The 13552-nt window shown below is 31.6% G+C and carries 14 protein-coding genes and 1 riboswitch; of the genes, 3 read left to right on the forward strand and 11 right to left on the reverse strand.

Annotation, left to right across the window (positions count from 1 at the left end; genetic code table 11):
• Window positions 1-95: 95 nt before the first annotated feature.
• The 6 genes from SB773_RS21015 to SB773_RS21040 form a co-directional block, all read right to left on the reverse strand.
• Complete coding sequence (locus SB773_RS21015) at window positions 96-695, reverse strand: undecaprenyl-diphosphatase (RefSeq protein ID WP_107886846.1); 600 nt, start codon at window positions 693-695, stop codon at window positions 96-98.
• A 273-nt stretch (window positions 696-968) separates the two neighbouring features.
• The gene (locus SB773_RS21020; protein WP_410591872.1) at window positions 969-1958 is read right to left on the reverse strand and encodes a zinc-binding dehydrogenase; all 990 of its coding nucleotides are present in this window, start codon (window positions 1956-1958) and stop codon (window positions 969-971) included.
• A 147-nt stretch (window positions 1959-2105) separates the two neighbouring features.
• The gene (locus SB773_RS21025) at window positions 2106-3521 is read right to left on the reverse strand and encodes a HAMP domain-containing sensor histidine kinase (protein ID WP_410591874.1); all 1416 of its coding nucleotides are present in this window, start codon (window positions 3519-3521) and stop codon (window positions 2106-2108) included.
• Complete coding sequence (locus SB773_RS21030) at window positions 3518-4192, reverse strand: response regulator transcription factor (protein WP_410591876.1); 675 nt, start codon at window positions 4190-4192, stop codon at window positions 3518-3520. The genes SB773_RS21025 and SB773_RS21030 overlap by 4 nt, the downstream gene beginning before the upstream one ends.
• A 12-nt stretch (window positions 4193-4204) precedes the next feature.
• Complete coding sequence (locus SB773_RS21035) at window positions 4205-4735, reverse strand: hypothetical protein (RefSeq protein WP_410591878.1); 531 nt, start codon at window positions 4733-4735, stop codon at window positions 4205-4207.
• Window positions 4736-4844: 109 nt separating this feature from the next.
• Window positions 4845-5363 (reverse strand): GrpB family protein, encoded by a 519-nt coding sequence (locus SB773_RS21040; RefSeq protein WP_410591880.1) that lies wholly within the window; start codon window positions 5361-5363, stop codon window positions 4845-4847.
• A 126-nt stretch (window positions 5364-5489) separates the two neighbouring features.
• Between SB773_RS21040 and SB773_RS21045 the strand changes: the two genes are divergently transcribed.
• On the forward strand, window positions 5490-6371 hold the full coding sequence (locus SB773_RS21045; RefSeq protein WP_410591882.1) for a protein kinase family protein: 882 nt from the start codon (window positions 5490-5492) through the stop codon (window positions 6369-6371).
• Between the two features lie 46 nt (window positions 6372-6417).
• Window positions 6418-7737 (forward strand): LytS/YhcK type 5TM receptor domain-containing protein, encoded by a 1320-nt coding sequence (locus SB773_RS21050; RefSeq protein ID WP_410591884.1) that lies wholly within the window; start codon window positions 6418-6420, stop codon window positions 7735-7737.
• A 99-nt stretch (window positions 7738-7836) separates the two neighbouring features.
• Here SB773_RS21050 and SB773_RS21055 read toward each other — a convergent pair whose 3' ends face one another.
• The 4 genes from SB773_RS21055 to SB773_RS21070 form a co-directional block, all read right to left on the reverse strand.
• Window positions 7837-7935 carry a YjcZ family sporulation protein gene (locus SB773_RS21055; RefSeq protein ID WP_000007808.1) on the reverse strand — a complete coding sequence of 33 codons (99 nt, stop codon included), beginning with the start codon at window positions 7933-7935 and terminating at the stop codon, window positions 7837-7839.
• Window positions 7936-8070: 135 nt separating this feature from the next.
• Window positions 8071-8871 (reverse strand): energy-coupling factor transporter transmembrane component T family protein, encoded by an 801-nt coding sequence (locus SB773_RS21060; protein WP_410591887.1) that lies wholly within the window; start codon window positions 8869-8871, stop codon window positions 8071-8073.
• On the reverse strand, window positions 8864-10564 hold the full coding sequence (locus SB773_RS21065) for an ABC transporter ATP-binding protein (RefSeq protein ID WP_410591889.1): 1701 nt from the start codon (window positions 10562-10564) through the stop codon (window positions 8864-8866). The genes SB773_RS21060 and SB773_RS21065 overlap by 8 nt, the downstream gene beginning before the upstream one ends.
• A 10-nt stretch (window positions 10565-10574) precedes the next feature.
• Window positions 10575-11123, reverse strand: coding sequence for an ECF-type riboflavin transporter substrate-binding protein (locus SB773_RS21070; protein WP_002013166.1), 549 nt, complete (start codon window positions 11121-11123; stop codon window positions 10575-10577).
• A gap of 139 nt (window positions 11124-11262) precedes the next feature.
• A riboswitch (SAM riboswitch) is annotated at window positions 11263-11378 on the reverse strand.
• Window positions 11379-11528: 150 nt separating this feature from the next.
• Here SB773_RS21070 and SB773_RS21075 point away from each other — a divergent pair.
• Window positions 11529-12212, forward strand: coding sequence for an aspartate/glutamate racemase family protein (locus tag SB773_RS21075; protein ID WP_002085241.1), 684 nt, complete (start codon window positions 11529-11531; stop codon window positions 12210-12212).
• On the opposite strand, the gene SB773_RS21080 is transcribed toward SB773_RS21075, so the two are convergent.
• On the reverse strand, window positions 12173-13387 hold the full coding sequence (locus tag SB773_RS21080; RefSeq protein ID WP_410591892.1) for a macrolide family glycosyltransferase: 1215 nt from the start codon (window positions 13385-13387) through the stop codon (window positions 12173-12175). The genes SB773_RS21075 and SB773_RS21080 overlap by 40 nt on opposite strands.
• Between the last annotated feature and the right edge of the window lie 165 nt (window positions 13388-13552).

Genomic DNA, 13552 nt, shown 5'->3' on the forward strand with positions numbered 1-13552 from the left:
CAATTTTCTCTCATTATACAAGAAATACCCTATAGAATAGACTTTTTTTCAGTGTCTATTCTATAGGGTACATTTTACTTTGTAGGTTCTTTTTATTAAGCTATATGGTTATATTTCGCTAAAAAAGGAACTCGTTTTGCTACTAGTGCATACATTTTGAAAATAAAACGAACTAACGGTTCAAATATACGTGCACTTTGCATTACTAATCCACTTGTAATAAATGTTAAGAACGCAGCACCAAGTATATCTAGAGGATAATGAACGCCTACGTACATACGTGATATACCGACTAATACTGCCCATATTAACGCGATATATTTAAGTTTTTCTCCTCTAAGAATAAATACGAAAGCAATCGAAAATACGAGTACAGAATGATCACTTACAAATGATGAATCTGCTGCATGCGGTACTAATTGATTGACATGATGTGTTATAAAAGGACGCGGATGGTAATATACCGCATGTATAAGAACATTTACTAATAATGCAATACTAACTGAAAGTGTCGTATATAACACTGTATATTGTTTTCTAATTGCATTCTCTTTCTTTCCATTATTGAACCATAGGATAAGCATAAATAGAATAGCTACATATGCAGCACTATTTGTAATAGCGATCATTAGCGTATCTAATAGCTTGGATGATCCAGCAAAGTTATTAATCCATTGAAATACTGTGTAATTCATATTACTCTCTCCTTATTTTTTCTCATTGTACTTTAAATAAAGATACAAGCGTTCTTGATTTACACAGTATACAACATCAATATGAAAATGGGTTTAAACTTTTCTCATCAAATTCTCATTTTGCTACTATTCATTTGACAATGGTGTAACTATTTACACGAGCTAAATATGTATAAAGGTTGTAAACCATTTTAAATAGTATGGTGAACACTCTATGCATGGATATAATACATAACATATTCATTTAAATATATTAGTTATGAAATCATATTCTTATTCCATACGAAGGGCAATATTACCGAATTGTTCTCCTTGCTGCATTCGATTTAAAGCTTGAATTGCTTCTTCTAATGGATATACTTTATCAATGATTGGTTTAATATTATGTTCTTCTATAAAATGAATCATCTCATTAAATTCCTCACTGCTTCCCATTGATGTTCCCATAATATTGATTTGATTATAAAATAATGCTCTTAACGGTAATTCAATTTTATCTCCTGAACTTGCACCAAAATTAACGATTCTTCCATTTGGTTTTAATATATCAAAATATTTTAAGAAAGTCGCTGGACCTATACTATCTATAATTAAATCTACTTTTTCTCCATGTAAGCACTCTTCCCAATTATCAGAACTATTAAAAGAAAAGTCTGCTCCATATTTTTCTGCAGCCTTTCTTTTACTCTCTATCCTTGAAGTAACGCTCACCTTTGCTCCAATTGCTTTAGCAAATAACATAGCATAAGAAGCTACACCACCGCCAATTCCGGGAATTAGAACATGTTCTTCAGATTTCAATCTGCCTTTTGTAAAAAGCGCTCTATATGCAGTTAATGCCGATAAAGATAACACAGCAGATTCTTCCCACGTAAGATATGTTGGTTTTTTTACTACATTTTCAGCTGGCACAATAACATATTCGGCAAACGTTCCATCGGCTGGTCCACCTAGTACTTCAGGTAACTCTGGTATTTCGTGAGTATTATTCCATCCAACACTAGGGTTTATAATAACCTCTGTATGTAGTGTGATATTTGAAACATCTTCTCCTAATTCCGTAACAATACCTGCACCATCTGATCCTAAAATTAAAGGTAATTCCATTTCTTTTCTATTATTCATTATAAATAAATCACGATGATTTAAACCTGCTGCTTTTAATTTCACTTTCACTTCCCCAGCCTTAGGAGTTATCTCAGGTAATAATTTATATTCTAAACCTTTTAATCCTTTTTTATGTTGATGTACAATAGCTTTCATTAATTATTCCCCCTTAATACTTTCAATGTACTAGAAATATCGAAATAAATAAAATAATTTGATTACTAAGCATCAAAAAAGGAGGAAATACAAAATGTATTCCTCCTTTAAAGAGCTTTTTCAAAAAGAATTTTCTACCTTTAACTATTAATGTGTAGCATAAGGGAATGTAATCGTAACAATTGTTCCTTCATTTTCTTTACTCTCTAATTGAATAGTTCCGTTATATTTTTCTACAAGCCTTTTGGCAATAGATAGACCCAGACCATTTCCACCCTGTTTTCGACTTCTCGCTTTATCAACTCGATAAAAGCGATTAAGAACAAAAGGTAAATCTGCTTCAGGTATTCCCGCTCCATGATCTATTATGCAAATTTTAATTTTTCCCGATTGTAAACTTGATTCAATACAAATATACTGATTTACTTCTTTTGTATATTTCACTGCATTATCCATTACAATAATAATAATTTGTTCTAAGTAAGATGAGGGCATTGAAACATATGCTTCATCTGCATCTAATTTCATATCAAATTGAAAGTCAGTTTGAAGTACTGCAAAGTTTTGTGCAACTTGATTTAATACGCTATTAACATGGACTCGTTCGGCTGCTATTAGATGCATCTGTTCTGATTCAGCTCTTGATAGCTCTAGCAATTCTGAAACTAATTTATTTAATCGATCTACTTCTTTCAGACTGGATTGAAGAGATTTATCCAATACTGCTGAATCATTTTTCCCCCATCGATTCAGCATTGATAAGTGTCCTTGAATAATTGTTAATGGTGTTCTTAATTCATGTGATGCGTCTTCTACAAACTGTTTTTGCTGTGTAAAAGAAGTTTCTACTTCATCCATCATTTCGTTAAAAAGAATCGATAATTTTGCGAGTTCATCATTATTTTCTCGTACTAGAACCCTTTCATTTAGTCCGTTTTTCTTAATCCGCTTCATCGTATCCGTTATGTTTTGAACACTTGATAAAAGCTTTTTCGTTATAAGTATCCCGCCTAAAAAACTAAACACTAATCCACATATCCCTGCGATAACCATTACCACTAAGATAATTTTTAATAAATGATCAAATGTCTCTAAGTTTTTCGTAAGTTCAATAGTTCCCGTGAATTTTTTTGTTTGAATTGGTATGCGCTCAACTAATATTCGATCTTCTATATGTCTTTTTATAAATGATTCATCTTGTGTAACATTTTTTGGTTCTATCCACGATTCATTAAAATCTCGCGAAACAGTAACAATGGGTTTCCCATCATTTCCGATAATACGAATCATTTGATGTTTATCAATCATGTTGTTAAGAAATTCATTACTGTTTTCAAATGTTTTGCTCGATAGCGTATCATTTTTATCTTGAAAATATGCCGCTATTTCTGTCACTTGTCTATTTATTTGTTTCTGTTCATAATCTATAGTCCACTTATTAATTACAACAAATTGTAACGCGCTATATAAAATAAACAAAATGAATACTAGTGTAGTGGACCAAAGTGTTAATTTCCACTTTATAGGTAGATTTCTAATTCGGTACATAATGTTTTTTATCATTTCATTATATATCCAGCACCGCGGACCGTTTGGATATACTCCTCTTTATCTAAACTATGTAACTTATTACGTAAATAACGAACATATACATCGACTATATTTGTCTCAACCATTGCATCATATCCCCATACTTGGTCCAGTAAAATATCACGGGTAAGAACTCGATTAATATTTTTCATAAACATAAGCAGTAGCTCGAATTCTTTATTTGTAAGTTCAATTTCTTCATTTCTTTTAGTTATAGTTCGAGATTCAATCTGAAGCTGTAGATCTTTAAACGAAAGAAATGATGCGTGCTTTTGCTCTGTATTTTCTTCTCTCCTAAAAATCACTCTCATACGTGCTAACAGTTCTTCAATCGCAAACGGTTTTGGAAGATAGTCATCAGCTCCACTATCTAACCCTGTCACACGGTCCATAATACTATCACGAGCAGTCAACATTATAATAGGTGTATTTTTAGTTGCTCTTAGTCGACGACATACTTCCAGTCCATTTAATCCTGGTAACATTAAATCAAGTAAAATGAGGTCATAACTATTTTCAAGTGCTGCTTCTAATCCCTTTCTTCCATCAAGTTGTATATCTACTTTATATCCTTCATACTTTAATTCTAATTCTAAAAAATCTGCTAAGCTTTCCTCATCTTCAATAATTAGTATATGTTGCAACGATACTTCCTCCTATACGATTAAATGAATAAGTAATTCTATTCCGAATATGACTGCAATGATTTGATGTGTTTTTCGATACATTATCAATTTCGTTTTCTTATTAGTTTGTTGTAAAACAAATCCCGCAATCCCTAATGCTATTAAGGTTAAAAGAGAAAATATACCACTGTATACTAGCATAATATGCCGACTTCCTTTTATTAAAAAGTAAACACCGTGAGTAGTCGCAACAGCTATTACAGCGTATCCAATTAATACGTGAAAATGTTTTATAAAAAGATATAGCTCTTTAATTATTTTAAATCTGTGAATATGTTTCTTCTTTAAAAATAACCATATATGACGTAAGAACCATAATGATGCAGCTATAATTACCCCGTATTCACCTAAAGAACCTAATTTCTTATTTAGCCATTGTACATTTAATACATTCCCGTACAAAACATTAATAAATAGCAATTCTACACTACAAACAATAATAGTAATACCGATTATTTTAACATATATATGGAAATATTTATTTCTAAGTATTTTCTCCATTTTATATAATCTCCTTTTGACTCAAAAGCTCTATAATCAGCAGTGTATCAAGTAAAAGAGAGAATAACATGAGAGAAAGATTAAAATAAAATGAGAATCTGCAAACTACTTATATTTTATTTATCTCCTTTTTGGTCAATTCTAATATGTTGCAAATAAACGGTGCTTTTGCATTTGTATATGAAACACGATCAAAAGGATATGCAGCAGCAAGCATCTCTTTTAATACTCTATATTCTTCACGTGCCCACTCATGATTTATTAGAAAGTCTCGAAATAAAATGTTGTTCCTCCATTCCTCGTTATTATAAATATAAACATGTAAATGGTGGGTACCAGCTCTCCATTTACCTTTTCTAAAAAAACGCCAATTAGGTGTTTTTTTAGGAACACATTCATAGCCAATTTCTTCTAGGGCTTCCCTCCAATTTTTGGTAATTTGTAAATTTGTTACGCCGATCATCATATCAATAAGAGGTTTAGCCCCTAACCCTTCTACGGCTGTGCTTCCTATATGTTCAATAGCAATAATATCTTCATGGAGTAACGGCACAAGTTTATTTTTTTCATTTAAAAACTCTGTATGCCAATATTGTTGGTACGGTTTAATTATGATTTTTCCATCCATTTGCTTTCCTCCTTATAACTATATATTATTATATTTATAAAATTTAAATTTATAAATATAGGGATTTCACAAAATATGTCGAATACTGTAATGGACAACTTAATTATATTAAATTTGAGGTGAATTATGAAAGATATTCCAGTTAAAATTCAGTTAGATACTATAACATTCCAACTAAAAAAACATCATAATTTTGATTGGCTTACAAAACTAGGTACAGTATTTGCGGTTTTTGACCAACAAGATTCCGGTAATATAAGTTTTGGTGTTGAAAAGAATGGGAAAAAGAACTTTATAAAATATGCAGGGGCACAAACACTCGCATATAATGCTTCTACAAATGAAGCTATACAAAGATTAAAAAGCTCAGTTACTATATACAATGAATTAAAACACGTTTCTCTTATAAATTTAATTGATCACTACCCTGTACAGCATGGATATGTTTTAATTTTCGATTGGTTTGACGGTGAATGTCTTCACTCGCACTGGAGTTTCCCACCCCCAGCAAAATACAATGATCCTAACTCACCATTTTATAAATATAAGAAATTATCCGTTAAAGACAGACTGATTTCATTAAATTCTATTTTTAATTTCCATACTTACGTTGAACACAAACACTATGTAGCTATTGATTTTTATGACGGTAGTATTTTGTACAATTTTAAAACTAATGAAACAAAAATTTGTGATATTGATTTATACAGTAAAAAGCCGTATGTAAATAAGATGGGACGAATGTGGGGGTCATCTCGTTTTATGTCACCTGAAGAGTTTCAACTTAACTCTATAATAGACGGACAAACAAACGTATTTAATATGGGGGCTATAGCTTTTACACTACTAGGTGGCGGGCAAGATCGTTCCTTTATGAAATGGGAAGCTAGTGGAGGCTTATATGAAGTAGCATACCGTGCTGTAAATGAAAATCGTAGTGGGCGCTATGCGTCAATGGAAGAGTTTAATAATGCATGGTTAAAAGCCTATAACACTGAAAATCTATAAAAACTACATACATTGTAAAAGTACATGTAAAACTTGTACTTTTATAATGTATAATACATATGGGATTGAAATTCAGGATAACGGGGCATGTATTATGAACTTTGTTTACATTAATCAAAATGTTTTAAATAATCTTCTTTATATTTTAAGCAGTATATTTGTTTTTTATTTTATTTATGATAGTGGGTACTTCGGGAAGAAATATAAGAAACTACTTATCATTCTTTGTACGAGTATCCCACTAATTTTATGTATGCGGTATCCCATCTATATGGATGAAAATTATATTCACGATTTAAGACAAATCCCCTTTTTAATTGGTACACTTTATGGTGGATTTCCAGTCGGTATTGCATTACTCATGATTTTATTAATAATACGTTTTATGTTTTATGGTTTTAGCCTGTTAACAATCATTGTTTATGGAACGATGTTAATAATTACAGCATTCGCATCATCAAAATTTAATACATACAATAGGAAAATAAAAGTAACTTCATCTATGTTTTTAACTTTTTTCCTTGCAATATTTACAACAGTAATTGTTTTAACTCTATCAGATTTTGAAGTGAATAATTTGTACATTATTTATTTCATTCTATTACCAACTATTTTAATATTATTTATGGTCTATTTTAATGAGGTTTTAAAAGATGCAATATTTATGCGATCAAAATTAATAAAAGTTGAAAAAATGGAGATTGTCAGCCAACTCGCTGCAAGTATTTCACATGAAGTAAGGAATCCATTGACTGTTGTAAAAGGATTTACACAACTTTTAAAAACACCCAATATAACTCAACAATCCAAAGATAAGTATATTGAACATATTCTTGAAGAGTTAAATCGTGCACAAGCAATTATTGATGATTACTTAACTTTTGCCAAACCAGCTTCAGAAAAACTAGATCATATTTCAATGGAGCACGAGTTAAATCGAGTTATTAATATGATGTTGCCTTTTTGTAACATGAATAATATTAATATTACAAAAGAGTTCTCAGAGGGAACAATTATTGGTAATACACAGCACTTCCATCAATGTTTTTTAAATTTAATAAAAAACAGTATAGAAGCAATGCCATGTGGCGGTAATCTAATTATTTCTGCAACTGTTAGCAATAATAAGGTCATAATAAGGATTCAAGATAGTGGAGTTGGAATGTCGCAAGAGCAAATTAATCGATTTGGCGAACCATATTTTAGTACAAAAACGAAAGGTACGGGTTTAGGAACGATGGTTGCTGTTAAAATTATTGAAACGATGCGAGGCAGTTTAAAAATCCGAAGTATCGTTAATAAAGGAACTACTTTAACTATTACATTCCCAAAATATAATAATGAGAGCACGTTGCATAATAAATAAAAAAGGAGCATAATGGCTCCTTTTTTATTTCGATACAAAAAGTATCTGCTATGTTTTTTTAATTTACATTTAGAAGAGACTAATTAGAAATTAGTACCCTTAGCTCCAACAGCTACATCCAACAATAATTAATAAAATAAATAACACAACTAATAAAGCGAAACCTCCACCAAAACCACAAGAACCGCCGAAACTCATATTTTTTCCTCCTTTTGGTTTGAAAACTAATAGGTAGTTGATCATTTTAACTGGTTCGTATTATACAGTATGTATATCTCCCTTTTTTGAGCATGTCTTCATAAAAATTAGTAAAAGCACTCTATTGAGAGTGCTTTAAAATGGGTACCAGAAGCTTTGGAATACATTCAGCTTTAAGTAAACTGCAATAATCAAAATGATAATACCAACAAAAAGTGTGATGTAATCCTCCTTTTGTGCGTCTTTTGCATAGTACCACGTTCGTTTATCCTTTTTTCCAAAACCTCTTAAATCCATTGCATTTGAAACAGTATCAATCCTTTCTAATGAATGAATAATAAGTGGCCAAAAAATTAAAACACGGTTTTTCATACGAATCCACAAGCTCGCTTCTCCTTTTTCAAAAGGTACGCCTCTTGCTTCCTGCGCGTGTCTAATGATTATATATTCAGATTGAATACTTGGTATATAACGCAGTGCAATATTTATTGCATATGTAATTTTATAAGGAATAGCAAATTTATTTAAGCTACTTACAAATTCACTTGGATGGGTTGTATAAATAAAAAGAAGTGTAAATGGTAATAACGTAAAATATTTCAATGCAAGTGTAGCTGCATAAAATAAAGTTTCATATGTAATTGTTGCATAACCTATATAAAAAAAAGAGGTATACGATCCCGTTAATTCCGATCCATGAGTGGGCGTAATGAAAAGAATCATAACGGAATTTAATAAACTAAATGTAAATATAACGCTGAAAATAACTATAATTTTACGCAATTGAATTTTTGCAATTAAGAGGCCGATACATCCAACAATAAATAACATTAGCAATATACGAAAATCAAAAAATAAAAAAGTAAGTGTCGTACAAAATATAAATAAAGATAATTTAATTGCACCATCCATACAATAAAAATACGTATTATGCATATTCCTCCCTCCTATTAGCCTCAATATAAAGTTTCACAAACGTTTCTGGAGTTGAAATTCCGCTTAATTTCGCTAGTTTTATTAATGAAATCGCCCGTAGATTAGCTCTTTGTAACGTTCCTTGATCCCCTAATACAGCGGATACAGTATTGTCTGCAATAATTTTCCCTTCATGCAGAACTACCGCTCGATCTGCATATTCTAAAGCAAGATTCATATCGTGTGTGATAATAATAAAGGATATGCCCCTTTCAGCCAGTTTTCTAATAAATGACATAAACTGTTTGTAATGGTAATAATCTTGTCCAGCTGTCGGCTCATCTAATATAATAAGTTTTGGGTTTGTTATAAGTACAGATGCAATAGTAAGCCTCTTTTTTTGTCCATAGCTTAATGCCTGAATTGGCCAGTTACGAAATGGATATAATCCACAAATTTTTAAAACTTTTTCGACTCTTGTCTCAATCTCATCTTTAGAAACCTTTTTTAATTTTAATGAATATGAAACCTCTTCTAAAACAGTAGGCTGTGTAATCATTTGATTTGGGTTTTGCATAACGTAAGAAATAACTTCCCCGCGTTTACGAATAGACCAAGAATTTATATTTTCTCCATCGAATGTTATTCTCCCATTCTTTGTTCTATTTATTCCTATAAGAGTATGAGCTAATGTCGATTTCCCTGCTCCATTATGACCTAATAACGCTACTATTTCTCCCTCTCCTATTGAAAGGTTGATATCTTCTAAGGCTGTATGTTTGTTATTGTACGTAAATGATAAATTTTCTATCTTGCATAAAGTTTTTTTAATATATTTATTTTTTGATGGAACTTGTTTCTGCAGCCAGTTCTTTAATAGGCTATGAACGCCTGCATTACGAAGATTTTCAATTGGAAATACCTTAACATTATTACTGTCAAAATTTAATTTCTTTAGCGCCTCTATATAAATAGGTTCTCTTAGTCCGATATTTGGTAATATATTAGAATTTAAAATACTATCCGGTGAACCAATGGCAATAACTTCTCCCTCATCTATTAAAATAATTTTATCTAAATCAAGGTTTAAAATTTCTTCTATTCGATGTTCAATAATTACAATTGTTTTATTATATTTCTCATGTATATTTTTAATGAGTTCTATAGTATTCAAACTACATGCAGGATCCAAATTAGCTAACGGTTCATCAAATAATAATATATCTGCATTTGTCGTTAGCAGACCTGCAAGAGAGACTGTCTGTTTTTGACCTCCTGATAATTCATGTGGACTTTGTGCATGAAACTCCTGCATGCTTACCTTTTTTAAAGAATCCGTAACAATCTTTCTCATTTCTATTTGATTTACACAATCGTTTTCTAATGCAAATGCTACATCCTCTTCGACAGTAAGGCCTATAAATTGTGCATCTTGATCTTGTAATATTGTCCCTACGTGTTTACTCTGTTCAAAAACACTACCTTTTCTCGGATCCTTTCCAGCTATTAAAATGTTACCGGTACTTATCCCTTCGTAAGAAAATGGGATTAGCCCATTTATACAATGAGCTAATGTTGACTTACCTGAACCACTTCGTCCAGCGATAAGTACCTTTTCCCCAGGATATATTTGAAATGTAATATTTTTCAAAGTAGGCTGCGTGGTATGCCTATATTGAAAGGTAAATTGTTCAAAAGAAATAATTGGTTGCATGTATTCATCCCTACTTTTCAATTTTTAAATGTGTATGTTTCTTATTTGATTTCGCTAGACCGATCGTGATTGGTAAGCCAAGAACTAAAAATACGATAACGTCTGCAATTGTTGCGCCTAGTACTTGTATAACTATTTTGTCAAACGGTTCTCCCATCACAATAATATCGAATGCTCCAGCAAATATAATTGCTATGACAATACCAATTAACCCTGCAATTGCAAAATAAGAAATATCACGGTTATTATACGTTCCATGTTTTACACTAAAACCAACTCTTTTTTGTATGAGTCCCATTGCAAAACCAATAATACCTGAACTAATAACCCATCCCCACCAAATACCCCAACCAGCGATCGTATCTGTAACGGTATGACCGATGAGTCCTATTAAAAGCCCTGCTACCGGGCCAAATAACGCTCCAAAAACTGTTAAAATAGCCAATGCGGGTTTAATAAATGTATTCGGCGCGATAGAAAATCCCCAAAGCCCTAATACCCCGTATAAAGCTGCTCCAATTCCAATAGCTACTACTAGCTTTGTCGTTAATTTGTTCATTACAATTCCCCTCTCGTATTATTCAACTTTTAATACTCTATATTTATTTTGAAAATGAATTATGCATCGACACTTCCTTTCTATACAACAAAAAATGACCTCTTAAATAAGAGGTCATTTTCTTTCACGTACAAGAATCCCCTTATCTTTCAAAAGACACATAGTGTCCTCTGCGGAATTAGCACCTTCCTATGTAATTACATAGGGGTTGCTGAGGCTTCAAAGGGCCGTTCCCTCTACCTCTCTGGATAAGTATGTATTTGTAATCTGTATTATGGCACTAACAATAAAAAATTTCAATACTTTTCTTACTATTTTTATTTTTCGATAAATAGTTCACTTAAATCATTGTATTCTTATCGGAATTATGAAATAATAAATTCAAAATTGTTACGGGAGGAATGCATGATGAAAGTAATTGGCTTAATTGGCGGACTAAGTTGGGAATCAACATCGTTGTACTATAAACACATTAATACACTGACTCTCTCTAAATATGATCAAAATGCGAAACTTGTTTTATATAGTATGGACTTTGGTGAAGTAACTACATTATTACAAAATCATCAATATGAAGAAGTGAAAAATGAATTAGTCGCAGTAGCAAAAAAAGTAGAACACTCTGGAGCTGAATGTTTACTAATGTGTTCTAATACTGTACATCTATTTGCTGAGGAAGTAGAACAAGCAATATCAATCCCACTTCTTCATATCGGTGATGTAAGTGCTAAAGAAATGGTAGAACAGAATATAAAACGGATCGGATTATTAGGAACGAAACAAACGATGGAACAAGATTTTTATACATCACGACTAGCAAAATATAACATTGAGACAATCATCCCAAATGACGAGGAAAGAACTTTTATCCATCACGTCATATTAAATGAATTAAGTAGAGGAATTATTTCAGAAACATCAAAAGAAAAACTAATACAAATTACCAATTCATTAATTAATAATGGGGCTGAAGGAATTCTACTTGGCTGTACGGAAATTCCTTTGCTCATTTCCCAAAATGATCTATCTGTTCCTGTTTTTGATACTGCTTATTTACATGCGAATACTGCTGTACAATTTGCTGGATAATAATATAAAAGAGCATCAATAACTGCAATGGCTCTTTTGGAACCACCACACTCTAAAAAACTTTCATTCAGTTTTTGAATGCCATGTTTATACTTTTTATTTGAAAGAACGTCTGTTACCGCCTTTTTTAAAGTTTGTACATTAACATGCTCTTTCAATAATCTATGTGCTGCCTCAAGCTCAGTTAATCTTTGCGCTATCATAGGCTGATCTTTATCATGCGGTATTATAACAAATGGGACATTGTAATGGATTGCATCGTGTACGCTATTCATTCCGCCATGTGTAATAAATACATCTGCTTCGCTTAATATTTCCGACTGAGGTACGTATGGAGCTATTAAAAAATGGTCCGGTGCTGGTTTTATTTTTGAAATAGCATTTCTATCACCTACTGCCATTACAACTATCCCTTCAAAGTCTGAAAAAGCATCAATACAAGTATTAAAAAATGGTTCGAGCCCTTCAAGAAGTGTTCCCATTGAAATATAAATAACTTTCTTTTTTGAAAGCAATTCAAGTGGAAACTTTACATTTGTTTTGCGCTTTATAATACTCGGCCCAATAAAAACATTGTTTTCTCCGAACGAATCGCTATTAGGTTGAAAATAACGACTTGTATACACGAGACTAATATCTCCCTTATTATGCATAAATTGAAGATTATTTTTGGGCTTTACTCCAAATTCATGTTCCATTTGATACAGTAACTTTTCAGAGAGTTCATCGGGTTGGAATTGTATTTCTGCATTTGGATGAAAAGGCAAGGTTTCCAATAATACTGGTGGAATTAAAAATATAGGAGAGGAAACTATGCCTGGAACTTGTAAATATTCCTTTACTAACTCTCCAGCACCAAATATATCATAAACTATGAAATCAAAATTAATGCTTTTACATAATCGTTTCGTAATTTCTAATATGTATAAAGAAGTTTGAACATGTACATGAAAGAAAGATTTTAATCCATATGAAGTTTCATTATCAATAGAAATCTCCTTTAATAAATCCGGATGAGTATGTACAATGGCTCCCAAAACTTCAAGCCTTTCCTTAAAGCTTTCCGTTGTAATATAGTGTACGTTATCACCTCTTTCAGTAAAGGCCTTTACTAAACTTAATGTAGGATTTACATGTCCCTCTGCAGGGAAATTAACTATTAAAATATTCATCACTTATTTCTCACTCCTTACAATTCAATCTTCTTATTAATCGTACTGTTATTATTACAAGCAATCTTCCCTTAATAGTCCCAATATACTTACTACTTTAGGTTGATAAATAATTATCAGACATTGAAAAAGGCATCTACATAAAATGTAGATGCCTAACTGTGATAA

This window comes from Bacillus sp. SIMBA_074, assembly GCF_046534555.1.
Classification (GTDB): Bacteria; Bacillota; Bacilli; order Bacillales; family Bacillaceae_G; genus Bacillus_A; species Bacillus_A mycoides.

Bases quoted from the DNA above. Each gene is read 5' to 3' on its own strand.
- SB773_RS21015 (WP_107886846.1), bottom strand. From the start codon at position 695: ATGAATTACACAGTATTTCAATGGATTAATAACTTTGCTGGATCATCC.
- SB773_RS21020 (WP_410591872.1), bottom strand. From the start codon at position 1,958: ATGAAAGCTATTGTACATCAACATAAAAAAGGATTAAAAGGTTTAGAA.
- SB773_RS21025 (WP_410591874.1), bottom strand. From the start codon at position 3,521: ATGATAAAAAACATTATGTACCGAATTAGAAATCTACCTATAAAGTGG.
- SB773_RS21035 (WP_410591878.1), bottom strand. From the start codon at position 4,735: ATGGAGAAAATACTTAGAAATAAATATTTCCATATATATGTTAAAATA.
- SB773_RS21040 (WP_410591880.1), bottom strand. From the start codon at position 5,363: ATGGATGGAAAAATCATAATTAAACCGTACCAACAATATTGGCATACA.
- SB773_RS21045 (WP_410591882.1), top strand. From the start codon at position 5,490: ATGAAAGATATTCCAGTTAAAATTCAGTTAGATACTATAACATTCCAA.
- SB773_RS21050 (WP_410591884.1), top strand. From the start codon at position 6,418: ATGTATAATACATATGGGATTGAAATTCAGGATAACGGGGCATGTATT.
- SB773_RS21055 (WP_000007808.1), bottom strand. From the start codon at position 7,935: ATGAGTTTCGGCGGTTCTTGTGGTTTTGGTGGAGGTTTCGCTTTATTA.
- SB773_RS21060 (WP_410591887.1), bottom strand. From the start codon at position 8,871: ATGCATAATACGTATTTTTATTGTATGGATGGTGCAATTAAATTATCT.
- SB773_RS21065 (WP_410591889.1), bottom strand. From the start codon at position 10,564: ATGCAACCAATTATTTCTTTTGAACAATTTACCTTTCAATATAGGCAT.
- SB773_RS21070 (WP_002013166.1), bottom strand. From the start codon at position 11,123: ATGAACAAATTAACGACAAAGCTAGTAGTAGCTATTGGAATTGGAGCA.
- SB773_RS21075 (WP_002085241.1), top strand. From the start codon at position 11,529: ATGATGAAAGTAATTGGCTTAATTGGCGGACTAAGTTGGGAATCAACA.